Source organism: Curtobacterium sp. NPDC089689, from assembly GCF_044749145.1.
Lineage (GTDB): Bacteria > Actinomycetota > Actinomycetes > Actinomycetales > Microbacteriaceae > Curtobacterium.
The window spans coordinates 80,695-107,488 of record NZ_JBIVHJ010000005.1; the positions used below are offsets into that span (position 1 = coordinate 80,695).

The window sequence follows — 26,794 nt, forward strand, 5'->3', positions numbered from 1 at the left end:
GGGGGGGGGCGGGCCGGTGGCCCCCCCCGCGCCCCCGGCGGCGGGCGGGGGGGGGGGGGGCCGCCCGCCCCCGCGCCTCCAGTCCGTCAGGTGGTGACGACCTACATGTCGCGGTAGCGCTTCGCGGCGGCGAGCGCCTCGCGCAGCTCCGGCGCCGTCAGGCGCACGACGTACCCGGGGGTGTCGCGCTGGATGCGCCATCCCTCGGCGAGCGGACCGGCGTCGACGACGTCGAACCCGAAGGCGTCGATGAGGTCGGTGACGGTGCGCTTGGCGTCCTCGTCGTCGCCGGCGACCACGAGGGCGCGGCGGTCGGGCGTCCCGGCGGGCTCGGCCTCGTCGGTGAGGGCGGGAGCGGCGATGTGGTTGAACGCCTTCACGACCTTCGCGCCGGGGAGGTGGTCCTGCAGCAGCTCGGCGGTGGTGGTCGTCTCGTCGTCGAGCGCCGCGATGTGCCCGTCGCGCTGCGGGTAGTAGTTGTTCGTGTCGATGACGACCTTGCCGACGAGGGGCTCGACGGGGATCGTGTCGATCGCGGCGAGCGGGGTCGTGACGACGACGATCTCGCCCGCGGCTGCTGCCTCGTCACGGGTGGCGGCGCGCGCGGACGCGCCGAGCTCGTCCACGAGGTCCGAGAGGGTCTCCGGGCCGCGGGAGTTGGCGATCACCACCTCGTGGCCGTGCTGCACGGCGAGGCGTGCCAGCTGGGATCCGATGTTGCCTGCTCCGATGATGCCGATCGTGGTCATGGAGGACGCAACGCACGGGCTCGGAGGGCATTCCCGGAGCATGATGGCGGCATGACCGAGGAGTTCCGCCACGAGGCCGACGAGAGCCGCTACGCGATGTACGTCGACGGTGAACTCGTCAGCGTCCTCGACTACCGCGAGAACGGCGACGCGATCGCCTTCCCGCACACGTACACCGTGCCGAAGCACCGCGGGCACGGGTACGCCGCCGCCCTGGTGACGCACACGATCGACGAGGTCGAACGGACGTCGGACAAGCGCGTCGTCCCGATGTGCTGGTTCGTCGGGCAGTGGTTCGACGAGCACCCCGAACGTGCAGGGCTCCTCAGCCGCGGCGTCGCGGACTGAGCGGGCAGGACCGGGAGCAGGAGTCGACGATGACCGCGATCACCCCGTTCCTCTGGTACGACGACCAGGCGCGGCAGGCAGCCGAGCTGTACGTCTCGCTCTTCCCCGACTCGCGGATCGACAGCGTCGCCGAGACCCCGGACGGCGATGCGCTCGTGGTCGAGTTCACGCTGCTCGGCCGGGGGTTCCGCGCCATGAACGGCGGCGCCGGTCACCCGCACAGCGACGCGGTCTCGTTCCAGGTCGACGTCGACACGCAGGAGGAGCTCGACCGGGTGTGGGACGCGCTGCTCGCCGACGGCGGACGGCCGTCGATGTGCGGCTGGCTGTTCGACCGCTGGGGTGTGGCGTGGCAGGTCACCCCGTCGATGATGGGCGACCTCATGACCGGTTCGGGCGACCCCGCCGCGAACGCCCGCGTGTACGAGGCCATGATGCGGATGCAGAAGCTCGACATCGCCGCGCTCCAGGCGGCTGCCGCCGGCAGCTGACCCGGCGGGCCGTGCAGTCGGGGGGCCGGCAGTCGGCCGGGTCTGGCAGTCGGCGGGTCTGGCATTCGGCGGGTCTGGCAGTCCGGTCAGCGACCGATCGGTATCCTCTGACCGCAAGGTACCGGGACGAGCCGGTGCGAGACGGCCCTCGACAGGCAGGAGCCACCATGGACCACCCGAGGTCCGATGTCCGGAACGCCGACGTCGGACGCGCCTACACCGAGCTCTCCCGCATCACGAGGCGGGCCAGCATCCGGGCGCGCGGGTCGGACGAGGTGCTCAGCGTCGTGGACCAGTCGCTCGTGGACTTCGTCGTCGAGCACCCCGGCTGCATGGCCATCGACATCGCCCGCTACCTCCGACTCAATCGGTCGACGATCTCCCGGCAGCTCTCGGGGCTCCTCGCGGCGGGCCTGGTGCGGACGACCGACGGCGGCACCGGCAACGCGAAGCCGCTGATCGCGACCGAGGCCGGCTGCGCGGCACTCGAGCGGTCCGTCCGGCTGCACCGCGACGCCCTCGAGGAACGCCTCGCCGACTGGTCCGACGACGACATCGCCCTGCTCGCCGGGCTGCTCGAACGCCTCGGCACCGCGGACGAGGCCGGTCTGCCGATGCCGGCCCGCGGCGCCGCGTCGTGACGACCTCGTTCGTCCTGCTGTCCGACACCCACCTGCCGAAACGCGCGAAGGACCTCCCGGCCGCGCTCTGGGGCGACGTCGACGCCGCCGACCTCGTCGTGCACGCGGGGGACTGGGTGGACCTCGCGACGCTCGACGCCGTCGCCGGCCGGTCGCGTCGGTTCGTCGGGGTCCGCGGCAACAACGACGGCCCGGAGTTCGACGACCGGCTCCCGCTCGAGGCCCGCTTCACCGTCGAGGACCTCCGCTTCGCGGCCGTGCACGAGACGGGCGCCGCGACCGGACGGGAACGCCGCGCCGCCGCCGCCTTCCCGGACGTCGACGTGCTCGTCTTCGGCCACTCGCACATCCCCTGGGACTCGGTCGCCGACACCGGACTCCGCCTGCTCAACCCCGGGTCGCCGACCGACCGCCGCCGTCAACCGGACCACACGTGGATGCGCGGCACGGTCGACGGCAGTTCACTCACCGTCGAACTCGTCCGACTGGCCCCACGCTGACGAACGGCGACACGGGTGGTCACACGGACAGGCCCGTGTGGGAAGGTGGAACGGTGCCCCGAGTCCCTGGTGAGAACCGCCTCCCCGACGTCGACGGCGCGACGACGCCCGGCCCGCCACCGGGTCCCCGCGACCCCGGGGACGCGTGGGCGATCGGCCCCGACGGCACCAAGGCGTGGGGACGCTTCGGTGCGGCGGGACTCCTGGCCGACGACGGTGCAGGACGCGTGCTCCTGCAGCACCGCGTCGAGTGGAGCCACCACGGCGGCACCTGGGGCATCCCCGGCGGCGCCCGTCACCAGGGCGAGGACGCCGTCACCGGGGCGCTCCGCGAGTCCGCTGAAGAGGCCGGTGTCCCCGAGGACGGCATCGACCTCCGGCACACCGCGGTCCTCGACCTCGGGTTCTGGACCTACACGACCGTCGTCGGGCGCGCCTCCCGGCCGTTCGAACCGGTGATCGCCGACCGTGAGAGCCTCGCGCTGTCCTGGATCCCCGTCGACGACGTCGCGGACCTCCCGCTCCACCCCGGCTTCGGTGCCTCCTGGCCGGCGCTCCGCGCGTCCCTCGACACGACGCCCCGGGTCGTGGTCGATGCCGCCAACGTGGTCGGCAGCCGACCCGACGGCTGGTGGCGGGACCGCGCCGGCGCCGCCGGCCGGCTGGTCGACGGCGTCAGGGCGCTCGCCGCGGACGGCGTCGCCTCGGCCGAGCTCGACCTGCCGTTCGCCCACTGGTGGCCGCGCTGGACGGTGGTGCTGGAGGGCGACGCCCGGGAGGCACGGCTCGACCCCGACGCCGCTGCCCGACCCGTCGACGTGGTGCGGGCAGCGGCGTCGGGTGACGATGCGATCGTCGCCGCCACCGAGCAGGCACTCGCTGACAGCGACGCGCCCGTGCTCGTCGTCACGGCGGACCGGGAGCTGCGCTCCCGCGTCGAGGCGCTCGGGGCCGGCGTGCGCGGCCCGGCATGGCTGCGCGACGTGCTGCCGGGCTGACTGTCCTGCCGGGCTGCCGTCGCACCGCACCTGCCCGCACCCGGTGACCCACCGTCGGGCGCGGGGCGGCGCGCTCAGGCCGGGATGTGCCTCCCGGACGACACCGTGATCGCGACCCACGAGACCACGCCGAGCGCGACGACCACGGCGAGGACGACGGGGACGGCCACGGCGCCCGCGACCGCCGCGATCACGGCGGGCGCGAGGAAGCCGGCGTACGCCGCGGCGTAGAAGACGCCGGTCAGCCCGGCGAGGTCGCGCGTGCCCGCGATGCGTTGGACCTCGAGCAGGGACGACACCAGCGCGAGGCCGATGCCCGCGCCGATGACGACGTTCGCACCGAGGCCGATCCAGACCGACTGCCGGACGATCGCGAGGGCGACGACCGCGATGCCGACCGTCATGAGTGCCACCGCCACGGTGAGGCCCCGGGCGGAGGTCACGGAGTGCACGCGCTTCGCGATCGGCTGCACCGCGCTGGAGACGCCGAGGGCGATGACCGTCGCCGCTGTGGCGAAGACGAGTCCCCAGGCGCCGGTCGCGTCGGCGAGCTGCGTCGGCAGGTAGCCGTAGCCGATCGCCGCCGAGCCGAAGATCCACGGCGCCGCGACGAGCACCACGCGCGTGAAGCGGCGGTGGCCGGCACTCGGGACCCGGAGCTGGTGCCACCAGGGGCCGGGGAGCCCTCCGGTCGTGTTCGTCTCCGGGGTGCGCCACACGATCACCGCGAAGGGCAGGGCGACAACGATGTGCACGAGGAACGGGAGGACCTCGGGGATCGGACCCCACTGGGCGATCACCCCGGCGACGAGCGCTCCCGACGCAGATCCGAGGGTGAACGCGAGCGACGCCCGTCGAGCCCCGGCACCGGCGTCCGCGCGGGGGTCGAAGCGGCCCTGCGAGAGCTCCTTCACCCAGCTGTTCCCGACCGCCATCGCGATGCCGACCGTGGCGCCGGAGAAGAGCCTCCCGGCGGCGAGGAACGCGGGACCGAACGGCCCGAGCGCCAGGAGCCCGCTCCCGACGACGGCGGTGCCGATGCCCACGAGCAGGAGCGGGCGGCGGCCGTGCCGGTCGGACAGCGACCCGGCGACGAGCAGCGCCGGCGCGAGTCCGAGGACGTAGACCCCGAGGAACACGTTCACCAGCACGGACGAGTAGTGCTGCCGCTGTTCGTACATGAGCAGCAGGGGCGAGAACTGGTTGCCGCCCCAGGAGCACACGAACACGGCGCCCCACGCGGCCACCCACGGCAGGACGCGGCTGCGCGTCCGCGGCAGGGCGACCGAGCCGGTGGTCGGCACGCTGCCGGTGGTGGCGTCGGCCGCGCTCACAGGGCGCCCCGGTGCGACGCGACGTGGGCGCGCAGGAGCTCGGCGTAGCGGGCGGCGTCCCCGGCCTCGAGTGCGGCGGCGAGGGCGCGGTGGTCGTCGAGCGACGCCTGGAGCTGTTCCGGCCGGAGCCGCATGAGGTGGTGTCGGAGCCGTTGCTGCCGATCGCGCAGGGTCCGCGCGAACATGACCGCGATGCCGTTCCGCGAAGCGCCGATGACCGCTCCGTGGAAGTCCGCGTCGACCTCGACGAAGCGGTCCACGTCACCCGCGGCGACCGCGGCCTCCTGCTCCGCCAGCATCGAGCGGAGATCCGGCAACACGTCCGCGGCACGACCGTCGGCGACGACCCGGGTGGCCGCGGTCGACTCGATCGCCTCGCGCACCTCGAGCACGTCGGCCGCCTCGTTCGGGGACATCGGCCGCACGACGGCGCCCTTGCGTGACTCCAGGGTGATGAGGTCCTCGGCGGCGAGTCGCAGGAACGCCTCGTGCACCGGTGTCCGGGACACGCCGATCTCCTGGCAGAGCGCGTTCTCACTGATCGCGGTCCCGCCGGGCAGGTCGCCGCGGATGATTGCGCGCTTCACGTGGTCGTAGGCGCGGTCTGCTGCCGCTGCAGTGCTGGTCGGTGCCGTCACGACGAACGATCCTACGCCTTGCATGCAACGCTGCACGCATCACCGCCACGTGACGGCCCGACATCGTTCCCGGCGCTGCCGATGCGCCACCGATACGCTGGCCACGACGTCAACGACGACGTCCGACAGGAGGTTCCCCTGATGGAACGCATCACCAGGGCTGACGACCGGGTCCACCGCCCGGCGGGTCCGTGGACGCCCACCGTCCACCGGCTGCTCGAACACGTGCACGGTCACGGCTTCGTGGGGGTGCCGGAACCGATCTCGCTCGGGGACGCCCTCGAGACCGTGTCGTTCGTCCCGGGCACCGCCGGTGACTACCCGTGGAACCAGGACATCGCGAGCGAGGCCGCGCTCGTGACCACGGCACGCATGCTCCGCCACTACCACGACGCCGCAGCCGACTTCCCCCGCAGTGACGCCGACGTGTGGTCCCAGGCGGAGCGCGCCCCGGTCGAGACGATCGTCCACGGCGACTTCGCGCCGTACAACTGCGTCTACGACGGCATCGCAGCCGTCGGCATCATCGACTTCGACACCGCACACCCGGGGCCCCGGGTCTGGGACGTCGCGAGTGCCGTGTACCGCTTCGCGCCGTTCACGACCGGCGTCGTCGAGGGCGGCACCGCGTCGCTCGACCTCCGGCTCGGGCGCGCCGCCGAGTTCTGCCGGGCCTACGAGCTCGACGCCCGTTCGCGGTCGGTCCTCGTCGACACGATGGTGTCGTCGCTCGTGGCGCTCGTCACGACCATCGAGACCGAGGCAGCGGCAGGCGACCCGAAGTTCGTCAGCGACCTCGCGCACGGACACGTCGAGCTCTACCGCGCCGACGTCGCGTTCATCGAGCAGCACGCGGACGCCATCGCGGCGGCCGTGGCCTGACGCCCGGTGTCCCGGCCGCCCGTGTCCGCGCAGCCGACCCCTGCGCGGCTCCGGGCCGAGCGTCTGGCCGCGCAGGGCATCGGCGTCCCGGGCGCCGCGCCGACCGCGGCGGTCGCGCGCATGACGGCCGTGCAGGGCCAGGACCTCGGGCAGGTGCTCTGGGCGATCGGTGTCCGTACGCCCGGGTCCACGCGCGACGACGTCCGGGCCGCCTTCGACCGTGGCGAACTCGTCCGCGGCTGGCCGATGCGGGGCACCCTGCACGCCCTCCGACCGGACGACCTCCGGCTGATCGCTTCGCTCACCGCCGACCGCACCGTGCGCTCGATCGCCCGTCGCGCCGCCGAGCTCGGGATCGACGAGGCGCTCGTCACCACGGCCCGCGACGCCACGGTCGAGGCGCTCGGCGGTGGTCGCTCGCTCGTCCGCGACGACCTCTTCGACCGCTGGCGCGCCGTCGGCATCGACCCTGCCGGTGGACGCGGTTACCACCTCCTGCTCCGCCTGTCGCTCGACGGACTGGTCGTCTGGGGGCCGACCGCCCGGGTCGGCCAGGGCATCGTGCTCCTCGACGAGTGGGCGCCCGCCGTCGAACCCGTGCCGGACCGTGACGAGGCGCTCCGCCGGCTCCTCGCGGGCTGGCTGCGGGGCAGGGGTCCGGCCACCGAGGCCGACGCCGCCGCGTGGACGAAACTCCCGCTCGGGGACGTCCGCCGTGGCATCGCCGCCGCCGGCAACGCCGTGGAGCACCTCGGCGGAGGGCTGCTCGCGCTCGCCGACCGTCCGCCGACGGGTGGCACCCCGACCGGACACCTGCTCCCCGGCTTCGACGAGTACCTCCTCGGCTACGCCGACCGCTCCGCGCAGCTGCCCGTCGAGCACCAGGACCGCGTCGTGCCGGGCGGCAACGGCATCTTCCTGCCGATGGCCGTCGTCCGGGGCGTCGTCGTGGGGACGTGGACCCGAGCGGAACACGCGTCCGGGGTCCGGGTGACGGTCACGCCCTTCGCCCCGCTCGCCCCGTCGGCCGTCCGCGCACTCGGTGCCGCCGCCGACCGGTACGCCCGCTGGCTGGGCGCCCCGGTGACGTTCACGGTCGCCTGACCCTGACCCCGTGGGCGTCCGCGGTCCCCGACCGACGCCGTCCCCAGCCAGCACCCAGCGCGTGTGCGGCTGACCCCGACGCTCCCTCGGGTAATGTCGCAGGGCCATGACCGACAGCCCGGCCGACGCCACCCCGTACGAGGTCCTCGGCGTCCCTGCGACCGCCGACGACGACGAACTCCGGCGCGCGTACCGGAAGGCCGCCCGCGAGTCCCACCCCGACCTCGGCGGCGACCCCCAGTCCTTCCGACGCGTCCAGCTCGCCTGGGAACGCATCGGCACCCCCGCCGCCCGCCGCGCCTACGACGCGGGCTCCCGCCCCGGCTCGGCCCCGACGTACGAGGCCGGGTCGGCAGGGTCCGGCTCCTCGGCCTGGAGGCACGGATCACCCCGCGACGCCTACGCACCCCCGTCGGCTCGTCGCGACTCACGCCCCCGTGCCCGCTCCCACGGACACCCCGGCGGGCGGTCCCGCGAGGTGTTCCTGCAGGCCGAACGCGAGTGGGTCGGTCTGGGCGACCCCATCGAGGACCCCTACGACCCCGCGCTCATCCGCTCCGCGCCCCGGCACATCCGCCGGCTCCTCGGCGAGGCGCTCGCCGAGGAGGCCACGGCGTCGATCGTCGCGGACATGGGCATCGGCGTCACCGTCTGGCACGACCTCGACGCCGGACCCGAGGGCAAGCTCGACCACGCCGTGCTCACGAACTCGGGGCTGTGGGCGCTCGAGTCCATCGACTGGGGCGGACCCGTGCAGGTCGAGGGCGGCGAGATCGTCGGCGAGACCCTCGCGCCGGGGGAGCGCCCCGTCAAGGAACTCGTCCGCGCCGCCCGCGCCGTGCAGAAGCAGACCCGCGTCCGCTTCACCGGCCGGATCCTCGTCGTGCCGGACTCCGCCGTCGACGAGGACGTCCAGCTCGTCGGCTCGCAGCGGAAGCCCACCGCGTTCGTCGTGCAGCGCAGCGCCCTGGCGTACGTGCTGTCCGGCGCGCTCTCGCCCGTCGGGTCGGTCGACGTGTTCGACGTCCGCGACCGCCTGCAGCAGACGGTCCGCTTCGTCTGATGCCGGGTCAGTAGCCGCGGAGCTTCTCGAGGTCGCGGCGCTCCCGCTTGCTCGGACGCCCCGCACCCCGGTCGCGCTGCGGCACGAACCCGGCCTCCTCGCGGGGGAGTCGCGGCGGGGTCTTGTCCTCGAAGTGCTTCGCGGCCTCGGGGGCGCTCGTCCGCTTGAGGATGATCCCGCGCACCACGACGATGCGGTCGAAGCCGTTCTGCCGCACCCGGACCTCGTCGCCGGGGCCGATCGGCTGCGCCGGCTTCGCGCGCTCCCCGTTCACCCGGACGTGGCCGGCCTTGCACGCGGCCGTCGCGGCGGATCGGGTCTTCGTGATGCGGACCGCCCAGATCCAGCTGTCGACCCGTGCCTTCTCCATCCCGACACCCTACGACGCCCCGCCCGCCCTACCCTGGGCAGCATGACCACCGACCCGGCCGCCGTCGCACGGGCCCTCGCGCTGGGCGTGCTGCACGACGCGGCACTCGGCGACCGGCTCGTCGTCCGTGCACACCACGGCGACGGCGCGCGGGACGCCCTCGGCGAGCTGCGCGCCCGGACGGACGCCACGGTGACGATCGACACCCGCCGGGGGCCCGTCGAGGTGGCGCTCGCCGAAGTCGTCGCCGCGAAGCCCGTGCCGCCCCCGGCCGTCCGCCGCCGCTGAGCCCGCCCGCCCGGCGCGCCGCACCCGACCTCCCGGGCACGCCCCCGTAGCCTCGGAGCATGGCTGTCCCCGTCCCGCTCGGCACCGAGGACCGCACCGCACGCCTCACGCTCCGCCGACCGGACGCCTGGCGTCGCGAGGACGCCCCGCAGGCCGACCTCCGGCTCACCGGTGACGACGTGGTCATCACCGTCCGCTCCCGCCCGAGCGACCGCACGATCGCCGAGGAGCACACGAGCCTCCTCGAGCGCCTGCCGGGGTCGGTCGAGGGCCTGCTGCTCGTCGGCGTCGACGTGTGGACCGCCGCGGGCGCCCCCGCACGCCTCGTCGAGTACGTCCGGCCCGACGAGGACGGCGCCGTCGCCGGAGCCCACCTCGTGTTCGTCACCGGGCGGCACCGCGTCGACCTCACCGTCGAACGGCCGCTGGCCCGCATGCTCGCGACCGACGACCTCGTGTTCGCCGTGCTCGACACCGTCCGCGCGACCGAGCCCACCGAGGCACGCCCCCACCGCGACCTCGAGCCCCTGCCCGCGGCACCCGCCGCTCCCGCCCTCGACGGTCCACGACTCGGCGCCGAGGCCGTGTCGACCCTCCGCAGCCTCGCCGGGCGCCGGTGGAACCCCGGCCTCCTCCGCAGCCCCGCCGGGCGCGAGCTCATCGACGCCGGCCTCGTCGGACGCCTCGGCACCCTGCCCGAGGCCACGCAGTCCCTCCTCGGCCCCTGGGCCGAGGACACCCAGCCGACCACCCTGGAACAGCGACTGGCCGACGGGAGCGAGTCGCGCCTCCAGGCCTGGGACGGCACCGTCGTCGACGGGAGGGACGACCAGGTGGTCGCCGCCGTCCCGCCCGAGCGCGTGGTCGCGGTCATGGCCGGGAGGCTCGGCATCCGCCCGGTGTGGACCTTCCCGTTCCGCACGGGGTCGGTCCGGGCAGACCTGGTGGCGCGCCGCCTCGACGGCGGGGACACCGCGCCGGACCTGCCCGCGGACGTCGCTGAGGGCGACCCGCGGCTCGCCCGGTTCTGGGCCGCGCCGTGGACGGTCTCGCACCTGCGACGGCCCGGGGCGCAGCACCCCGTCACGATCGTGCACGCCGAGGGGCAGGGGTTCGCCCGGGTCGGACGCACCGAGGCCGGGGCGACCGCGTTCTCAGCGGATGCCCCGGCCAACGTGTTCCGGTCGGTGGTGCGGGCGGTGCTCGGGTCCTGACCTCCCCGGCGGCTAGGCTGCCGGGCCCGCGGTCAGCGTGACCGTCACCGTGTGGGAGGTCCCGGCGCTGTCCGTGTAGGTGACCGTCACCCGGTCGCCGACGCTGTGCGCCTGGATCGCCGCCGTCAGCGCGTCCGAGGTCGAGACCGCGGTGCCGTCGAGCGCCGTGATCACGTCGCCGGCACCGAGGCCGGCCTTCGCCGCACCCGAGCCCTCGACCGTGCCGGCGACGGCGACGCCACCGGTCGTGGCGGTCCCGCTCACCTCGACTCCGAGGAACGCGGGCAGGCCGATCGTGATCGTCGACGAGGACTCACCCGCGAGGATCTTGTCCGCGATCGACTTCGCGGTCGAGATCGGGATCGCGAAGCCCGTGACGTCCGCCGACCCCGAGGACGCCGCGGTCGCCATGCCGACGACCTCGCCCTCGCTGTCGAGGACCGGGCCGCCCGAGTCGCCCGAGACGATGTCCGCCGCGACCTGGATCATGCCCGTGAGGGACTCGGTGCCGGAGCCGGAGTCGCTCTGCACCTGGATGTCCTGGTCGGTCGCGGTGACGGTGCCCTCCGCGGCGACGAGGTTGCCCGTGCCCTCGGCGTTCCCGACGTCGGTGACCGAGTCGCCGGTCTTCGCGCCGCCGTCGTCGTCGAGCGTGACGGTCGACAGGCCGGATGCATCCTGGAGCTTCAGGACCGCGACGTCGTGGGTGGCGTCCGTGCCGACGACGTCCGCCTTGTACTGCTTGCCGGTCGTCTCGTCGGTCACGACGATGCTCGTGGCGCCCTGCACGACGTGGTTGTTCGTCAGCACCGTGCCGTTCGAGGTGAGGATCATCCCGGTGCCGGCGGCCTGCGACGACTCGTCGTAGTTCAGGACCGTGTTGATCGTGACGACGCCCTTCTTCTGGGCTGCGGTCGCGGCGGTGGCGGCGGACTGCGTGCTCGTCCCGGAGCTGCCGTCGCCCGTGCCGGTACCGTCGCCCGTGCCGAGTCCGTTGCCCGGCACCGTGAAGCCGTTCGTGCCGCTGCCGTCGCTGCTCCCGCTTTCGCTGCCCGTCCCGGGGAGCGTGGTGGTGCCCTGCGACTGGCTCGACGTCGTCGACGTGTGCTGGGAGGAGAGCCCGAGGGCCGTCCCGCCCGCGGCCCCGAGGATCGCGAGCGCCGCGATGCCCGAGCCGATCATGAGCCCGAGGCGGCGCGGGCGCTTCGTCGGCGCGGACGCCCACCCACCGTGGTTCGCGGCGGCGGCCCCGGTCGCCCAGCCCTGCGGGTTCGACCAGCCCTGGCCGTTCGACCAGTGCTGCCCGTCGAGGGCGGGGCTCCCGACGAGGTACGGGCCCCGGCCGTCGTGCGTGTAGGCGTACGGGCCGGAGCCGTCGGGTGCGTACAGGTACGGACCGCTGCCGTCGAAGGCGTAGGCCGGGCGGAGGGTCGATCGGTCGGCGTGGGGAGCCTCCCAACCGCCCTGCGTGCGGGCAGCGGCTCCGTCGGTCGTCGCGCCGTTCGTCCCGCCAGGGGTGGCGTCGGGGTTCGGGGTCTCGTTCATCGGTGCTCTCCGGTCGTCCCTCGACGGCCCGGTCGGGCGTCGATGGATGCCAGTACAGGCCTGTTCCCCAAGGAGACCCTATGAACGAGCACTGCGCACGCTCACGGCTCGCTCGGGGAAGGCCGAACGTCGGGCCGATCCGCTCGGGGCGCGCACGTTAGGGTTGCCTCACCCCCATGGCAGCTCCCGTCCTCGCTCCCGCGCCCAGCTCCGTCGGCCGGCTCGTCCGCGCCACCGTGCTGGCGGTCGTGGTCCTCGGCGTCGCGGTCGCGCTGTCCGTGGCGTTCGGCTCACGGCCGATCCCGCTCGGGACCGTCCTCGACACGGTCCTGCACCCCGGACGCCGCGACGAGATCGGCCTCATCGTGCTCGGCAACCGCGTGCCCCGTACCGTCGTCGGGCTCCTGGCCGGAGCCGCACTCGGGGTCGCCGGTGCCGTGATGCAGGGCGTGACGCGGAACCCCCTCGCCGACCCGAGCGTGCTCGGCATCAACGCCGGGGCCTCCCTCGCGGTGGTGACCGGCATCGCGGTGTTCGGCATCAGCGGCACGGGCGCGTACCTGCCCTTCGCGTTCGTCGGCGCCGGACTCGCGGCGCTGCTCGTCTACGGGATCGCCGCGGTCGCCCGGCGCGGGCTCTCCCCGGTCGGGCTCGCGCTCTCCGGGGCCGTGGTCGCCGCGGCGCTGTCCTCGGTGACGACCGCGGTCCTCGTGACGAACCAGTCCCTGCTCGACCAGCTCCGGTTCTGGCAGGTCGGCGCGCTCGCGGGCAAGGACCTCGGCACCGCCGGGGTCATCGTCGTCCCGGTGCTGGTCGGCCTCGTCGTCGCGATCGGCCTCGGTCGGTCGCTCAACACCCTCGCGCTCGGCGACGAGCTCGCCGCGTCCCTCGGCCAGCGGGTGGTGCTCGTCCGGGTCGTCGGCGGTGTCGTGACCGTGCTGCTGGCCGGGTCCGCCGTGGCCGCCGCCGGGCCGATCGCCTTCGTCGGACTCGCCGTCCCGCACGCCGTCCGTCGCCTCACCGGGCCCGACAACCGGTGGACGATCCTGCTCTCCGCGCTCGTCGCACCGGCCCTCCTGCTCGCGGCCGACGTCATCGGCCGCGTCGTCGCGTACCCGGGGGAGCTGCAGGTCGGCATCGTCACGGCGCTCGTCGGGGCGCCGGTGTTCATCGCGCTCGTCCGGTCCCGGGCGGTGCGGGGACTGTGACGGCCGTGGACCCTCGGAGCCGTCGCCGGGTCGTCGGAGCACGCCGCGAGCTGCTCGTGCTCGGCGTGCTGCTCGTGGTGCTCGTCGCGCTCGTGCTCACCGGCCTCGGCGTCGGCGAGATCCCGCTGTCACCCGCGCAGGTGGCCGCCGCCGCGTTCGGGCACGGGGACGCGATCGCGGACTTCGTGATCGGGCAGCTCCGCGGGCCGCGGGTGTTCGGCGCGGTGTTCGTCGGCGCGGCCCTCGGTGTCGCCGGCGCGATCGTGCAGAGCGTGGTGCGGAACCCGATCGCGAGCCCGGACGTCATCGGCATCACCTCGGGAGCGAGCGCCGCCGGCATCACCGCGATCGTGTTGTTCGGGGCGTCCGGGATCGCGCTCTTCGGCACCGTGCTCGTCGGGGCCGTCGTGGTGTCGCTCGTCATCGCCGCACTGTCCTGGCAGCGGGGGATCACCGGCAACCGGGTGGTCCTCGTGGGCATCGGCGTCGCCGCGATCTGCCTGGCCGTGACCGGCTGGATGCTCACGAGCGGCACCGTGACCCAGGCGGGCACCGCGCTGCTGTGGCTCTCCGGCAGCCTGAACGCCGTCGACCGGGACCTCGTCGGCGTCCTCGGCATCGCCTTCGTCGTCCTCATGGCGCTCGCCCTCGTCCAGTCGCCCCGGTTGACGGTGCTCGCGCTCGGGGACGACGTCGCGTCGGCGCTCGGTCTCCGTCCCGACCGCGCGAAGGTGCTGCTGCTCCTCACCGCGGTGGCGCTGACGGCCGGCGCCGTGGCCACCGCAGGCCCCGTGTCGTTCGTCGCGCTCATGTCGGCGCCGATCGCGCGGCGGGTCGTCGGCGGCGGACGGGTCGCACTCGCCCCCGCCGCCGCCGTCGGCGCGGTGGTGACGCTCGCGAGCGACCTCGTGGCCCAGTTCGCGATCCCGGGCACCGCGCTCCCCGTCGGTGTCGTCACCGGGGTCGTCGGTGCGCCGTACCTCCTCTGGCTGCTCGCCCGCGGCCGCTGACGAACCCAGCCGCCGGAACACCCGGCCGCCGACGCGCGCGAACGCGGGGTCGCAACTCCCCGGGCGCGCGCTGCCCGGAGGTCACGGAACGTCGCTCCCGAGCACTCCGAGCGACCGTTCGTGACCCTTCGCCGGGTGTCGACGGGGCGTCGCGACCACCTGCGCGCGGATCGCGACGGACCCGACGGAGCCGAGCCGTGCCTCCAGGCGGACCGTCGGGGGACCGCGCGCAACGTGAGCGGCGTGTCGTCCGGAGGCCCGCCGGACCCGGAGCGACACGCCGCGAACCGGCCGTCCCGCAACATCGTGCGGGTTCCCGCACGAGGAGGCCAGAACCCCCCTTCCGGGTGTCTGCACCGTTCGTTCTGTCCCCATAGGTTCGCAGTCGACCGTCGGGGGCAACCCGACAGCGTGCCGACCCGATGGTGCGCTGACCTCCGCGGAAGAAGGACCGTCATGCCCGAACAGCTCGACGGCGCCCCCGTGCGCCGGAGGCAGTGGGGTTCCGAGCGTCGTACCCGCCCGCTCGACACCATCCACGCCCGTCCCTCCGACCGGAAGCTCGTCTCCGGTCGCGTCGCCATCATCCTGACCATCGCGTTCTGGCTCGCGTACGTCGTCTACACGGTGATCCGCCAGTTCCTCGACTACGGCACCGAGAGCTTCCGCTTCACCACCGAGGCGATCTCGTACCTGGTGGTCGTCACCTTCCTGACCTTCTCCGCCCTCATGCACCTCATCGCCCGCCAGGGTGCGATGGAGCGGTTCGCCGCACACGTCCGCGTTCCGCGCGCCGAGCTCGACCGCCACTTCGCCGAGGGGCACGAGGCGCCGATGACGGTCCTCGTGCCGAGCTACGCCGAGGAACCCGAGGTCGTCGCCACCACGCTCTGGTCGGCAGCGCTGCAGGAGTACCCGGCCCTCCGCGTCGTCCTGCTCGTCGACGACGCCCCCTTCCCGACCGACCCCGAGGTGGCCGACAAGCTCGAGCGCACCCGTGCGGTCGCCGGGCAGATCCAGTCGCAGCTCGCCGCACCCTCCCGGCGCTTCCAGGAGGCCCTGCTCGTCGCGGAGATCGACGCCGACTCCGCACCGCACGCCTCGGTCGACGCGCTCCGGACGCTCGTCGAGCACCACCGCTGGGCGGACGCCTGGCTCCGGCGACACGCCCGTGAGCACGAGGTCGTCGACCACGTGGACCACTTCTTCCACGACCAGGTGCTCGTCGCGCTGGCCGACGAGTTGCGCCTGACGTCGGAGGCGCTCGAGGCCGCGATCGTGGACGCGGTCGGTGCCGGGGCTACCGCCGGCCGCGCGGCCGGTGCTGCCTTGGGTGGCGACGCCTTCACCGAGGTGACCAGCGCCCGTGCCCTCGAGCTCACCCGCCGTCTGGCGTGGACCTTCACCGCCGAGATCACGACCTTCGAGCGGAAGCGGTTCGTGAACCTCTCCGACGAGGCGAACAAGGCCATGAACCTCAACTCGTACATCGGGCTGCTCGGCGGCTCGTACGCGTTCGAGGAGACCGCGAGCGGGACGATCCTCCGCACGGTCGCCTCGCCGGAGGACGCAGACCTCGTCGTCCCCGCGTCCGACTACGTCCTGACGCTCGACGCCGACTCCGTCCTGCTCCGTGACTACTGCCTGCGGCTCGTGTACTTCCTCGAGCAGCCGGAGAACGCCCGCGTGGCCGTGACGCAGACCCCGTACTCGTCCTTCCGGGGGGCGGCGACGCGCATCGAGCGGCTCGCCGGTGCGACCACCGACATCCAGCACATCCTCCACCAGGGCATGTCGCGTCACAACGCGACCTTCTGGGTCGGCGCGAACGCGGTCATCCGCACCCGTGCGCTCCGCGACATCGAGGAGGTCGAGACCGTCGGCGGCTTCGAGGTCAAGCGGTACGTGCAGGACCGCACGGTCATCGAGGACACCGAGTCGAGCGTCGACCTCGGCATGCACGGCTGGACCCTGGTGAACTACCCGGAGCGCCTGTCGTACAGCGCGACCCCGCCGGACTTCGGCTCGCTCATCGTGCAGCGACGCCGCTGGGCGAACGGTGGCCTCCTGATCCTGCCGAAGTACCTCCGCCAGGTCCGCGAGCGTCGGCAGCGTGGGGAGCGGGTCGGCCTCGTCGAGATGTCCCTCCGCGTCAACTACATGGCGTCGATCGCGTGGGGTTCGCTCGGCCTCATCTTCCTGCTGGCCTACCCGTACGACTCGCGGCTGCTCAGCCCGATGGTGCTCCTCGCCGCGCTGCCGTACTTCTGGCTCTTCGCGTCCGACCTGAAGTACTGCGGCTACAAGCGCACCGACATCCTCCGGATCTACGGGTTCAACCTGATCCTCATGCCGGTCAACGTCGCCGGGGTGCTCAAGAGCATCCAGCAGGCGCTGACGGCGAAGAAGATCCCGTTCGCCCGCACGCCGAAGGTCCGCGACCGCACGGCGTCCCCCGCGCTGTACGTCCTCGCGCCGTACGCCATGGTCGTCTTCTCGGTGTTCACGTTCCTGCGGGACTACCAGGCGCAGAACTGGGGCAACGCGGTGTTCGCGGCGTTCAACGCCCTCCTCGCGTTCTACGCGATCGTCGCGTACATCGGCATCTGGAACTCGGTCGTCGACGTCTGGCTGTGGGCCACCCGGTGGATGTACTACGACCCGTCCGCCCGGGCCGCACGTCGCGCCGCCCGTCGGCAGGCGAAGCAGGACCGGAAGGCGGCCCGCAAGGGTCTGCTGCCCGAGGCCGAGCCGGTCGCCGAGGACTGGCGTGCCGTCCTGTACTTCGGGCACGGCGGTGCGGAGCTGCCGACCCGCCACGGTGCCGGGACGGTCGGCGCCCCGGCGACCCGCAGTACCCCGACGGTCGTGACCGCACCCGCCGGGCCCACTGCGTCCGACGCGCCGACCCGGCGCGCCGCGTCCCCCGCCGCCCCCGCCTCCACCGATGAACGGACCGCTGCCTGATGTCCTCCACCAGACGACTCTCCCCGCTGCGGGTCGGCCTCGCGGTCGTCCTGACCGCTGCCGTCGCGGCCGGGGGCTACCTCGGCTTCGACCGCTGGCAGTCGGCGCAGGCCGCGGACGCCCAGAAGAGCTGGTTCGCCGCGTACACCGACGTCACCGCCACCCCGACGTTCGCCTTCGAGGACGTTAAGTCCGCCAAGGGCCGCGACGTGATGCTCTCGTTCGTGGTCGCCGACCACGACGCGGCCTGCACCCCGACCTGGGGGTCGGCGTACTCGCTGCAGGGCGCATCCGACTCCCTCGACCTCGACCGCCGCATCGCCCGGCTCCAGCAGCAGAAGGGCGAGGTCGGCGTCTCGTTCGGCGGCCTCGCGAACGACGAGCTCGCGACGACCTGCACGCACACGTCCGACCTGGTCGGCGCCTACGAGACCGTCGTGCAGCGATACGACGTCAGCACGGTCGACTTCGACGTCGAGGGTGACGACCTCACGAACCACGCCGCGGGGGAGCGCCGGGCTGCCGCCGTGAAGAAGCTGCAGGACGCGCGTCGTGCTGCGGGGCACCCCCTCGCAGTGTGGCTCACCCTGCCCGCAGCGCCCGGGGGCCTGACGAGCGACGGGACCACCGCGGTCGCACAGTTCCTCAAGGCCGGGGTCGACCTCGCCGGCGTCAACGCGATGACGATGGACTACGGCCAGGCCAAGGGCTCGAGCCAGAGCATGTACTCCGCCTCGGTCCAGACCCTGCAGGAGGTCCAGCGCCAGCTCGGCGTCCTGTACCGGCGGGCCGGGACGCCCCTCACCGACGCGACGCTCTGGCACAAGGTCGGCGCGACCCCGATGATCGGGCAGAACGACATCCAGGACGAGGTGTTCTCGCTCACCGACGCGAAGAAGCTCAACGCCTGGGCGCGGGAGCGCGGGCTCGGCCGCATGTCCATGTGGTCCCTCAACCGTGACACCACGTGCGGCTCGAACTACGTGAACCTGTCGACCGTGTCGAACTCCTGCTCGGGCGTCGACCAGGACGGCGTGCTGTTCGCCGACGTCCTCGGCAAGGGCTTCACGGGCGGCATCGTCGCGGCGGCCTCGGACGTCACGAAGGCCGAGCCGAGCGCGACCGTCCAACCGACCGACGACCCGAAGACGAGCCCGTACCCGGTGTGGAGCGCCGACGCGTCCTACCTCGAGGGCACGAAGATCGTCTGGCACCACAACGTCTACGAGGCGAAGTGGTGGACCTCGGGCGACCTGCCGGACGACCCGGTGCTCAGCGCCTACGAGACGCCGTGGCAGCTCATCGGGCCGGTGCTGCCGGGTGAGAAGCCGGTCAAGCAGGTCACCCTGCCGGCGGGCACTTACCCGTCGTGGTCCGGTACGAAGCAGTACGACACCGGGGCGCGGGTCCTGTTCGACGGTGTGCCGTACCAGGCGAAGTGGTGGAACACCGGCGACAGCCCGGAGGCCTCGACCAGCGACCCGGACGGCTCGCCCTGGGTGAAGCTCAAGGACTCCGAGATCAAGGAGCTCCTGTCGGAGCTCCAGCAGTGACGGACCGGCGGTGCGTGTCCGCAGGCGGTGACGGTCCGTCCGTGGTGACGGGATGACGGCCGGGAGGCGCGGTGCCAGCTGGCACTGCGCCTCCCGGTCGTCTCGGTGCGCGTTTCGTGGACGTTCGCTGATCGCGCACTGCCGAGTTGTGCACAGCCCCGTTCTGGGCTCCCGCGGGGTCACCCGTTTCCGATACGCTGATGGGCCAAGAGAGGGAGGTCCACGATGTCCGATCCAGTGGTCCCGCAGCAGGGTCCGGCAGGCAGCGACGGTCGCACCCAGCAGCAGCGACTCGTCGACACCACGATGACCTTCAGTCTGGAGCAGGCGGCGGCCCTCACGCCCGAGTCCGGCATCTCGACCGAAGAGCGCGACGCCATCACGGCGCTGCCCTCCGGTTCGGCGCTGCTCGTCGTGCGCCGCGGTCCGAACGTGGGCGCGCGGTTCCTGCTCGACTCCGACGTCACGACGGCCGGTCGGCACCCCGACGCCGACATCTTCCTCGACGACGTCACGGTCTCGCGCAAGCACGCGCAGTTCCTCCGGCACGGCACGAGCTTCACGGTGAAGGACCTCGGGTCGCTCAACGGCACCTACTTCGACGGTGCCCGCATCGACGAGGCCCTGCTCACCGACGGGTCCGAGGTCCAGGTCGGCAAGTTCCGCCTGACCTTCTACGCCTCCCGGGTCGACCTGGCGCGCCTGGCGAACGCGTAGTGCCCGCGCGGTCCGCCGCGGCCCGGGCGGGGTCCGCGGCGCCGGAGCTGCTCACGATCGGGCAGGTCCTCGCTCGCCTGAAGCCCGAGTTCCCGGACCTCGCCGGCTCGAAGCTGCGGTTCCTCGAGGAGCGCGAACTCGTGACCCCCGTGCGCACCGCGAGCGGTTACCGCAAGTTCTCGCCTGCCGACGTCGAACGGCTCCGGATCATCCTCGGGCTGCAGCGGGATCACTACCTCCCGCTCAAGGTCATCAAGGAGTACCTGGCGGACCTCGACGCCGGGCGCGAGCCGACGCTGCCGGGTGGGGGCGAGGCGCCGAAGCCCTCGATCCTCGGCCGTGAGCGTCGCTACACCCGCGACGAGACCGTCCGGGCGGCGGGAGCCACCCCGATGCTGTTGTCCGACGCCGTGTCGTCGTCGTTGCTCCCCGCGACCGACACCTACGGCGAGGACTCCGTCGCGGTGCTGAAGGCGCTCGTCGAGCTCCAGCGTTCGGGGATCGAGCCGCGGCACCTGCGGACCTTCCGTGCGACCGCCGAGCGAGAGGTCGGTCTGATCGAGTCCGCGCTCATGCCGGTGTCGCGCCGCGGGGACGCCACCTCGAAGGCGAAGGCCACCGAGCTCGCGCGGGAGATCGCCGGGCACCTCGAGACCATCCGGTCGCAACTCATCCGGTCGGCGATCGGTCGTCTCGACGCATGAGGCTCGCGCTGGGGGAGTCTCGCGTCGCTGGCGGGTGTCGGAGGGCGGGGCGTATCCTCGACACGCCGGACGCGCCGGAGCGGATGTCCCGCGCGCGGCGGCTCGGAGTCGCTACCGTGGTCCTCGGAACAACTCTCAACCCGGCATTGAAGCTTCGGGTGAGGGCTCGATCGTCGTGGAAGGCAAGCGCATGAGTGGGACTGACACCCCCGGTACCGGGTCGGACATGACGCGGTACGACCTCGGGCTGCTCTTCACCGACGGCATGCCGGAGCACGACGAACAGAACGGCTACCGCGGCACCGTCGCCGCCCGGGCAGCCGGCATCTCCTACCGGCAGCTCGACTACTGGGCCCGCACCGAACTCGTGCAGCCCACCATCCGCGGCGCCGCCGGCTCCGGCTCGCAGCGGCTCTACGGCTTCCGTGACATCCTCGTGCTCAAGCTCGTGAAGCGTCTGCTCGACACCGGCATCTCGCTGCAGCAGATCCGCACCGCGGTGAACCAGCTGCGGGAGTCGGGCGTGTCCGACCTCGCCCAGACCACCCTGATGTCCGACGGTGCCTCGGTCTACCTCTGCACCTCCGACGACGAGGTCATCGACCTGGTCTCGCGCGGCCAGGGCGTGTTCGGCATCGCCGTGGGCAAGGTCCTGCGCGAGGTCGAGTCGTCGCTCGTGGAGCTCGACGCCGCCCCCGCTGCCGATCCTGACGACGAGCTCGCTGCCCGTCGGGCCTCCCGCGCGTCCTGACCCGCCGTCCCTCGGCCAGTCGGCGCCCCGACGTGGCAGTCGCCTGACGCGCCGCGCGTCGTCGTGGCCGCGCCCGGCGTCGTTCGCGCGTCGTCGTCGTGTCTGACGTTGGTCGCACGACGTGCCGCGTGCCGTTCGTCATGGTCGCAGAACGTGCCGCTCCCTCGACGCCGACCCGACACTTCGTGCGACCAGCACGGACGTGAGCGGCACGTCTTGCGACCAACGGCCGGGGCGTCGGGCCGACTCGTCTTGCGACCGATGGGAACGTGAGCGGCACGTCCCGCGACCCCGCTCGGCGCTGGCCGAGGCACAAGCGGCAGGCCAGCGGGGCCGACGACGATCCGGTTGGTCGCACGACGTGCCGCGTGCTGATCACTGCGGTCGCAGAAGCCGTCGCTGCCGGTGCTCCGAGGCGACACGATCTGCGACCAACGCGAACGTGAGCGGCACGTCGTGCGACCAAACGCCTGCGCCGACCAAACGCTGGCGCCCGCCAAACGCCCGCGCAATAGCCCGCCCGCCCGCCCGCGCGGACCGGAGCGGACGCTACGCGGCGCCGCCCTCGGCGTAGGGGCCGATCTTGCCCGTGCGCATGATGCGCTCGAGCAGCTGGTCGAAGTTCTTCGCCATCTCCTGCGCGGACTCGCCGGGCCACACGTGCAACGGCTTCGCCGCACCCTGCGCCTGCTGCAGCGACGTGCGCTCCGGCAGCTGCGGCGACAGTACGAGCGGCCCGAACATGTCGCGGAGCTCCTTGATGCGGAACTGGTGCTCGAGCGACTGCACGCGGGCACGGTTCACGATGATGCCGAGCGGCTGGAGGCGCGGCGAGAGACCGCGGCGGATCTCCTCGATCGCGCGGAGGGCACGGTCGGCAGCCGCGACGGAGAAGAGCCCGGGCTCGGTGACGACGGTGACGCGGTCGGACGCGGCCCACGCCGTGCGGGTGAGGGCGTTCAGTGACGGGGCGCAGTCGATGAGGACGAGCTCGTAGTCCTGCTCGACGTTCGCGAGGGCCTCTTCGAGCTTCCAGATGTCGCGGATCGACGGGTGCGGCCCGTCGAAGTTGATGGCCGAGGGCGATCCGACCATGACGTCGATCTTGCCCTGGGAGCCCTTCGTCCACCCGGACGGGGCGATCGCCTGGCGGACGATCTTCTCCTTCGGGTTCTCGAGCACGTCGGCCACGTTGAGGTGCCCGGCGAGGTTGATGTCGAGGCCCGTCGAGACGTCGGACTGCGGGTCGAGGTCCACCACCAGCGTGCGCAGTCCCTTGGCGAACGCGGCCGAGGTCAGGCCGAGCGTCACCGTCGTCTTGCCGACACCACCCTTGAGGGAGCTCACGCTGAGTACATGCACGGTGAGCAACGTTACCGCGACTAGGGTTGTCTCACCTCAACCCGGGCTGAAAGGGACCTCGTGTTCAGCAAGATCCTCGTGGCGAACCGTGGCGAGATCGCCATCCGTGCATTCCGTGCCGCGTACGAGTTGGGCGCCCGGACCGTGGCCGTCTACCCGTACGAGGACCGCAACTCCCTCCACCGGTTGAAGGCGGACGAGGCCTACCTGATCGGTGCGCCGGGTCACCCCGTCCGTGCCTACCTCGACGTCTCCGAGATCATCCGCGTCGCGCGGGAGTCCGGCGCCGACGCCGTCTACCCGGGCTACGGCTTCCTCTCCGAGAACCCCGAGCTCGCCGCCGCGGCCGCCGCTGCCGGCATCACGTTCATCGGCCCCGGTGAGCACGTGCTCGAGATGGCCGGCAACAAGGTGACCGCGAAGGAGCACGCGATCGCGGCCGGCGTGCCCGTCCTCGCGAGCACACCGGCGAGTCGTGACATCGAGGAACTCCTGGCGGGCGCCGACGCGATCGGGTTCCCGGTGTTCGCGAAGGCCGTCGCCGGCGGTGGTGGTCGTGGCATGCGCCGCGTCGAGACGAAGGCGGAGCTGCGGGAAGCGCTGGAAGCGGCCATGCGCGAGGCCGACAGCGCCTTCGGCGACCCGACGATGTTCCTCGAGCAGGCCGTCATCCGGCCGCGGCACATCGAGGTGCAGATCCTCGCCGACGCCACCGGCACCGACGAGGGCACGATCCACCTCTTCGAGCGCGACTGCTCCGTGCAGCGCCGCAACCAGAAGGTCGTCGAGATCGCCCCGGCGCCGAACCTCGACCCGTCGATCGCGGCGGCACTCCACCGCGACGCCGTCGCGTTCGCCCGGTCGATCGGCTACGTCAACGCCGGCACGGTCGAGTTCCTGCTCGACACCGAGGGGGAGCGTGCCGGCCAGCACGTCTTCATCGAGATGAACCCGCGCATCCAAGTCGAGCACACGGTGACGGAGGAGGTCACCGACGTCGACCTCGTGCAGTCCCAGATGCGGATCGCCGCAGGGCAGTCCCTCGTCGAGCTCGGCCTGACGCAGGACACCGTCCGGGTGCACGGCGCTGCGCTGCAGACCCGCATCACGACGGAGGACCCGACGCAGGGCTTCCGTCCGGACACCGGGAAGATCACCACCTACCGCAGCCCCGGCGGCGCCGGCGTGCGGCTCGACGGCGGCACGATCGCGACCGGCGCCCAGATCAGCCCGCACTTCGACTCGATGCTCGCGAAGATGACCTGCCGCGGGCGGGACTTCCCGGCGGCGGTGTCCCGCGCGAAGCGCGCCCTCGCCGAGTTCCGGATCCGCGGTGTGAGCACGAACATCCCGTTCCTGCAGGCCGTCCTCGAGGACCCGGACTTCGCCCGCGGGGACGTCTCGACGAAGTTCATCGAGGAGCGACCGCAGCTCTTCGGCGGCCACGTGTCGAAGGACCGCGGCACGAAGATCGTGGGTTGGCTCGCGGACGTCACGGTGAACACGCCGAACGGTGTGCGGCGCCTGCAGACGGTGGAGCCGAGCGAGAAGCTCCCCGCAGTCGACCTCTCCGTCGCACCCCCGCCCGGGCAGCGCGACCGGCTGCTCGAGCTCGGTCCGGCGGAGTGGGCACGGCAACTGCGTGCGCAGGCCGCCCTCGCCGTGACCGAGACGACGATGCGCGACGCGCACCAGTCCCTGCTGGCCACCCGTGTCCGCACGAAGGACCTCGTCGCCGTCGCGCCGCACGTCGCACGGCTGACCCCGCAGCTGCTCTCGATGGAGGCCTGGGGCGGCGCGACCTACGACGTCGCGCTCCGCTTCCTCGGTGAGGACCCGTGGGAGCGCCTCACGGCGCTGCGTGCGGCGATGCCGAACATCCCGATCCAGATGCTGCTGCGCGGCCGGAACACGGTCGGCTACACGCCGTACCCGACCGAGGTCACCGACGCGTTCGTGGCCGAAGCCGCCGCGAGCGGCGTCGACGTCTTCCGGATCTTCGACGCGCTCAACGACGTCAGCCAGTTGCGACCCGCCCTGGAGGCCGTGCTCGCCACCGGTACGTCGGTGGCCGAGGCGGCGCTCTGCTACTCCGGCGACCTCCTCGACCCCGCGGAGGACCTCTACACGCTCGACTACTACCTCCGCCTCGCGGAGCAGATGGTCGAGGCCGGCGCGCACGTCATCGGCATCAAGGACATGGCCGGGCTGCTCCGCGCCGGCGCCGCCGAGCGGCTCGTCGGCGCCCTGCGCGAGCGCTTCGACCAGCCGGTGCACGTCCACACGCACGACACCGCCGGCGGCCAGCTCGCGACGCTCCTCGCCGCCGCGCGGGCCGGGGCCGACGCGGTCGACGTCGCGGCAGCGCCGATGGCCGGCACCACGAGCCAGCCGAGCATGTCCGCGCTCGTCGCCGCCCTCGCGCACACCGAACGCGACACCGGCCTCGACCTCGCGCCGGTCGGCGACCTCGAGCCGTACTGGGAGGCCGTCCGCCGCGCGTACGCCCCGTTCGAGTCGGGTCTGCCCGGTCCGACCGGCCGCGTGTACCAGCACGAGATCCCGGGTGGTCAGCTGTCGAACCTCCGGCAGCAGGCGATCGCGCTCGGCCTCGGCGACCGCTTCGAGCAGGTCGAGGACTGGTACGCGGCGGCGAACCGCATCCTCGGCCGCCCGACCAAGGTCACGCCGTCGTCGAAGGTCGTCGGTGACCTCGCACTCCAGCTCGCCGCGGTCGACGCCGACCCCGAGCACTTCGAGCAGCACCCCGAGCAGTACGACATCCCCGACTCCGTCATCGGCTTCATGGCCGGCGAGCTCGGCGACCTGCCCGGCGGCTGGCCGGAACCGTTCCGCTCGAAGGTCCTCGCCGGTCGCGACGTCCGCATCGAGGTCACGCCCGTGCCCGACGCCGAGCGCGCGCACCTCGACCGTCCGGGCCCGGAGCGGCAGCAGGCCCTGAACCGCCTGCTCTTCCCGCAGCCGACGCGGCAGTTCGAGGCCGTCCGGCAGCAGTACGGCGACCTCTCGGTCGTGCCGACGGTCGACTACCTCTACGGACTCCGTCCCGGGCAGGAGCACACCGTGCCGCTCGGGAAGGGCGTCGACCTCTTCGTCGGCCTGGAGGCCATCGGCGAGGTGGACGAGCGCGGGTTCCGCACGGTCATGACGACCCTCAACGGGCAGCTCCGCCCGGTGTCGGTCCGCGACCGCTCGGTCGAGGTCGAGACGAAGGCCGCCGAGAAGGCCGACCCGTCCGACTCGAAGCACGTCGCCGCGCCGTTCTCCGGCGTCGTGACGCTCAAGGTCGCCGTCGGTGACGTCGTCGCAGCCGGTCAGGCCGTGGCGAGCATCGAGGCGATGAAGATGGAAGCGGCCATCACGGCGCCCGTGGCGGGCACCGTCGGCCGTCTCGCGATCCCGGCGACACAACAGGTCGACGCCGGAGACCTCCTGGTGGTGCTGCAGTAACGTGACCGTCCGTCCCATCCGCCTCTTCGGCGATCCCGTCCTCCGTTCCCCGTCCGACCCGATCCGCCCCGAGGCGCTCGGTTCCCAGGGCGTCCGGGACCTCGTGCAGGACCTCATCGACACCGTCAAGGAGCCCGGCCGCGCCGGGGTCGCCGCACCGCAGATCGGCGTCGCCCTCCGGGCGTTCTCGTACAACGTCGACGGCGAGGTCGGGTACGTCCTCAACCCCGAGGTCGTCGAGGTCTCCGGCGAGCCCGAGCTCATGGACGAGGGCTGCCTCTCCGTGCCCGGACTCGGCTACCCGACGAGGCGGTACCCGCACGCGAAGGTCCGGGGCGTGGACGTCGACGGGAACGAGGTCGTGCTCGAGGGCGACGGGCTCATGGCGGAGGCCCTGCAGCACGAGGTCGACCACCTCGACGGCACCGTCTACGTGATGACGCTCGACCCGGAGATCCGCCGTCAGGCCCTCCGCGACATCCGCGCGCAGGACTGGTTCCACTGAGTCGTCGGGTGACACCCCCACGGGGGATTGTCGTCTTGTCCTGACGAGGAGGTACCGTACCGTCGTCGGCTTCCCACCGACGACGTATCCCACACCCCCAGGACAGCATCATGGCCGCTCAGGACAACGAGCTCAGCTCGCACCGCACCCGCACCAACCTCCGACCCCAGACGGTCGCCTCGACGACGTCGTCGACGGCCGTGCTCGACGCACCCAGTACGGAGCAGCCCGCGCAGGGCTGAGCGCAGGAGGGCGCGTCGCGCCCCGCGCACACCGCGACGACCGGGAGGCCCGGGGGCGGGGCCCGGGGCCCGCCCCCGGCCGCCCCGGGGGGGGGGGCGGGGGGGGGCGGGCCGCCCCGCCGCCCCCGGGGCGCCCGCG

The 26,794-nt window shown here is 73.0% G+C and carries 26 protein-coding genes; 20 read left to right on the forward strand and 6 right to left on the reverse strand.

Annotated features, from left to right (window positions below):
- Positions 1-101 precede the first annotated feature (101 nt).
- The gene (locus ACIPYW_RS16385) at positions 102-749 is read right to left on the reverse strand and encodes an NADPH-dependent F420 reductase (protein ID WP_400415413.1); all 648 of its coding nucleotides are present in this window, start codon (positions 747-749) and stop codon (positions 102-104) included.
- Positions 750-800: 51 nt separating this feature from the next.
- Between ACIPYW_RS16385 and ACIPYW_RS16390 the strand changes: the two genes are divergently transcribed.
- The 5 genes from ACIPYW_RS16390 to ACIPYW_RS16410 all read left to right on the forward strand — a co-directional run bounded on the left by ACIPYW_RS16390 (position 801) and on the right by ACIPYW_RS16410 (position 3,727).
- Positions 801-1,097 (forward strand): GNAT family N-acetyltransferase, encoded by a 297-nt coding sequence (locus tag ACIPYW_RS16390; protein WP_290132148.1) that lies wholly within the window; start codon positions 801-803, stop codon positions 1,095-1,097.
- Between the two features lie 29 nt (positions 1,098-1,126).
- Positions 1,127-1,588 (forward strand): VOC family protein, encoded by a 462-nt coding sequence (locus tag ACIPYW_RS16395; RefSeq protein ID WP_400415416.1) that lies wholly within the window; start codon positions 1,127-1,129, stop codon positions 1,586-1,588.
- A 167-nt stretch (positions 1,589-1,755) separates the two neighbouring features.
- Positions 1,756-2,229: a MarR family winged helix-turn-helix transcriptional regulator gene (locus ACIPYW_RS16400; RefSeq protein WP_290132146.1), complete on the forward strand. Its 474-nt coding sequence runs from the start codon at positions 1,756-1,758 to the stop codon at positions 2,227-2,229.
- Positions 2,226-2,729: a metallophosphoesterase family protein gene (locus tag ACIPYW_RS16405; RefSeq protein ID WP_400415418.1), complete on the forward strand. Its 504-nt coding sequence runs from the start codon at positions 2,226-2,228 to the stop codon at positions 2,727-2,729. Before ACIPYW_RS16400 ends, ACIPYW_RS16405 begins: the two co-directional genes overlap by 4 nt.
- 53 nt (positions 2,730-2,782) lie before the next feature.
- Positions 2,783-3,727 carry an NUDIX domain-containing protein gene (locus tag ACIPYW_RS16410; RefSeq protein ID WP_400415420.1) on the forward strand — a complete coding sequence of 315 codons (945 nt, stop codon included), beginning with the start codon at positions 2,783-2,785 and terminating at the stop codon, positions 3,725-3,727.
- 74 nt (positions 3,728-3,801) lie between these two features.
- Here ACIPYW_RS16410 and ACIPYW_RS16415 read toward each other — a convergent pair whose 3' ends face one another.
- On the reverse strand, positions 3,802-5,061 hold the full coding sequence (locus ACIPYW_RS16415) for an MFS transporter (RefSeq protein WP_400415422.1): 1,260 nt from the start codon (positions 5,059-5,061) through the stop codon (positions 3,802-3,804).
- Positions 5,058-5,699 carry a GntR family transcriptional regulator gene (locus tag ACIPYW_RS16420; protein WP_400415425.1) on the reverse strand — a complete coding sequence of 214 codons (642 nt, stop codon included), beginning with the start codon at positions 5,697-5,699 and terminating at the stop codon, positions 5,058-5,060. Before ACIPYW_RS16420 ends, ACIPYW_RS16415 begins: the two co-directional genes overlap by 4 nt.
- 141 nt (positions 5,700-5,840) lie before the next feature.
- On the opposite strand from ACIPYW_RS16420, the gene ACIPYW_RS16425 reads away from it, so the two are divergent.
- From ACIPYW_RS16425 to ACIPYW_RS16435, 3 genes are all read left to right on the forward strand, one after another.
- Positions 5,841-6,581 carry a phosphotransferase enzyme family protein gene (locus tag ACIPYW_RS16425; RefSeq protein WP_400415427.1) on the forward strand — a complete coding sequence of 247 codons (741 nt, stop codon included), beginning with the start codon at positions 5,841-5,843 and terminating at the stop codon, positions 6,579-6,581.
- A gap of 21 nt (positions 6,582-6,602) precedes the next feature.
- Positions 6,603-7,685 (forward strand): winged helix DNA-binding domain-containing protein, encoded by a 1,083-nt coding sequence (locus ACIPYW_RS16430; protein WP_400415429.1) that lies wholly within the window; start codon positions 6,603-6,605, stop codon positions 7,683-7,685.
- A 106-nt stretch (positions 7,686-7,791) separates the two neighbouring features.
- Positions 7,792-8,748: a J domain-containing protein gene (locus tag ACIPYW_RS16435; protein ID WP_400415432.1), complete on the forward strand. Its 957-nt coding sequence runs from the start codon at positions 7,792-7,794 to the stop codon at positions 8,746-8,748.
- 7 nt (positions 8,749-8,755) lie between these two features.
- Here ACIPYW_RS16435 and ACIPYW_RS16440 read toward each other — a convergent pair whose 3' ends face one another.
- The gene (locus ACIPYW_RS16440) at positions 8,756-9,118 is read right to left on the reverse strand and encodes an RNA-binding S4 domain-containing protein (RefSeq protein WP_290132134.1); all 363 of its coding nucleotides are present in this window, start codon (positions 9,116-9,118) and stop codon (positions 8,756-8,758) included.
- Between the two features lie 42 nt (positions 9,119-9,160).
- Between ACIPYW_RS16440 and ACIPYW_RS16445 the strand changes: the two genes are divergently transcribed.
- Both ACIPYW_RS16445 and ACIPYW_RS16450 read left to right on the forward strand, forming a co-directional pair.
- Entirely contained in the window at positions 9,161-9,406 is a 246-nt protein-coding gene (locus ACIPYW_RS16445; protein WP_400415435.1) for a hypothetical protein, read from the forward strand.
- 59 nt (positions 9,407-9,465) lie between these two features.
- Positions 9,466-10,620, forward strand: coding sequence for a hypothetical protein (locus tag ACIPYW_RS16450; RefSeq protein WP_400415438.1), 1,155 nt, complete (start codon positions 9,466-9,468; stop codon positions 10,618-10,620).
- Between the two features lie 12 nt (positions 10,621-10,632).
- Here the strand turns inward: ACIPYW_RS16450 and ACIPYW_RS16455 are convergent, their stop codons facing one another.
- A complete protein-coding gene (locus ACIPYW_RS16455; protein WP_400415440.1) occupies positions 10,633-12,165 on the reverse strand; it encodes a S1C family serine protease in 1,533 nt (510 codons plus the stop codon).
- A gap of 176 nt (positions 12,166-12,341) precedes the next feature.
- Between ACIPYW_RS16455 and ACIPYW_RS16460 the strand changes: the two genes are divergently transcribed.
- The 7 genes from ACIPYW_RS16460 to ACIPYW_RS16490 all read left to right on the forward strand — a co-directional run bounded on the left by ACIPYW_RS16460 (position 12,342) and on the right by ACIPYW_RS16490 (position 21,075).
- Positions 12,342-13,373 carry a FecCD family ABC transporter permease gene (locus ACIPYW_RS16460; RefSeq protein ID WP_400415441.1) on the forward strand — a complete coding sequence of 344 codons (1,032 nt, stop codon included), beginning with the start codon at positions 12,342-12,344 and terminating at the stop codon, positions 13,371-13,373.
- A gap of 5 nt (positions 13,374-13,378) precedes the next feature.
- Positions 13,379-14,383, forward strand: a complete 1,005-nt coding sequence (locus tag ACIPYW_RS16465) for a FecCD family ABC transporter permease (protein ID WP_400415442.1) — start codon at positions 13,379-13,381, stop codon at positions 14,381-14,383.
- A gap of 456 nt (positions 14,384-14,839) precedes the next feature.
- Positions 14,840-17,350: a glycosyltransferase family 2 protein gene (locus ACIPYW_RS16470; RefSeq protein WP_400415444.1), complete on the forward strand. Its 2,511-nt coding sequence runs from the start codon at positions 14,840-14,842 to the stop codon at positions 17,348-17,350.
- Positions 17,350-18,903 carry a chitinase gene (locus ACIPYW_RS16475; RefSeq protein ID WP_400415446.1) on the forward strand — a complete coding sequence of 518 codons (1,554 nt, stop codon included), beginning with the start codon at positions 17,350-17,352 and terminating at the stop codon, positions 18,901-18,903. The genes ACIPYW_RS16470 and ACIPYW_RS16475 overlap by 1 nt, the downstream gene beginning before the upstream one ends.
- Before the next feature lie 306 nt (positions 18,904-19,209).
- Positions 19,210-19,620, forward strand: a complete 411-nt coding sequence (locus tag ACIPYW_RS16480) for an FHA domain-containing protein (RefSeq protein ID WP_242863018.1) — start codon at positions 19,210-19,212, stop codon at positions 19,618-19,620.
- Positions 19,620-20,324, forward strand: coding sequence for a MerR family transcriptional regulator (locus ACIPYW_RS16485; RefSeq protein WP_400415448.1), 705 nt, complete (start codon positions 19,620-19,622; stop codon positions 20,322-20,324). The genes ACIPYW_RS16480 and ACIPYW_RS16485 overlap by 1 nt, the downstream gene beginning before the upstream one ends.
- Before the next feature lie 190 nt (positions 20,325-20,514).
- The gene (locus ACIPYW_RS16490) at positions 20,515-21,075 is read left to right on the forward strand and encodes a MerR family transcriptional regulator (RefSeq protein WP_058725924.1); all 561 of its coding nucleotides are present in this window, start codon (positions 20,515-20,517) and stop codon (positions 21,073-21,075) included.
- Positions 21,076-21,624: 549 nt separating this feature from the next.
- On the opposite strand, the gene ACIPYW_RS16495 is transcribed toward ACIPYW_RS16490, so the two are convergent.
- Positions 21,625-22,437, reverse strand: a complete 813-nt coding sequence (locus tag ACIPYW_RS16495) for a ParA family protein (protein WP_027465232.1) — start codon at positions 22,435-22,437, stop codon at positions 21,625-21,627.
- Between the two features lie 60 nt (positions 22,438-22,497).
- On the opposite strand from ACIPYW_RS16495, the gene ACIPYW_RS16500 reads away from it, so the two are divergent.
- The 3 genes from ACIPYW_RS16500 to ACIPYW_RS16510 all read left to right on the forward strand — a co-directional run bounded on the left by ACIPYW_RS16500 (position 22,498) and on the right by ACIPYW_RS16510 (position 26,655).
- Positions 22,498-25,908: a pyruvate carboxylase gene (locus tag ACIPYW_RS16500; protein WP_400415451.1), complete on the forward strand. Its 3,411-nt coding sequence runs from the start codon at positions 22,498-22,500 to the stop codon at positions 25,906-25,908.
- Position 25,909: 1 nt separating this feature from the next.
- The gene (locus tag ACIPYW_RS16505; protein WP_400415453.1) at positions 25,910-26,413 is read left to right on the forward strand and encodes a peptide deformylase; all 504 of its coding nucleotides are present in this window, start codon (positions 25,910-25,912) and stop codon (positions 26,411-26,413) included.
- A gap of 110 nt (positions 26,414-26,523) precedes the next feature.
- Positions 26,524-26,655 carry a hypothetical protein gene (locus ACIPYW_RS16510; protein ID WP_290132123.1) on the forward strand — a complete coding sequence of 44 codons (132 nt, stop codon included), beginning with the start codon at positions 26,524-26,526 and terminating at the stop codon, positions 26,653-26,655.
- Positions 26,656-26,794 lie beyond the last annotated feature (139 nt).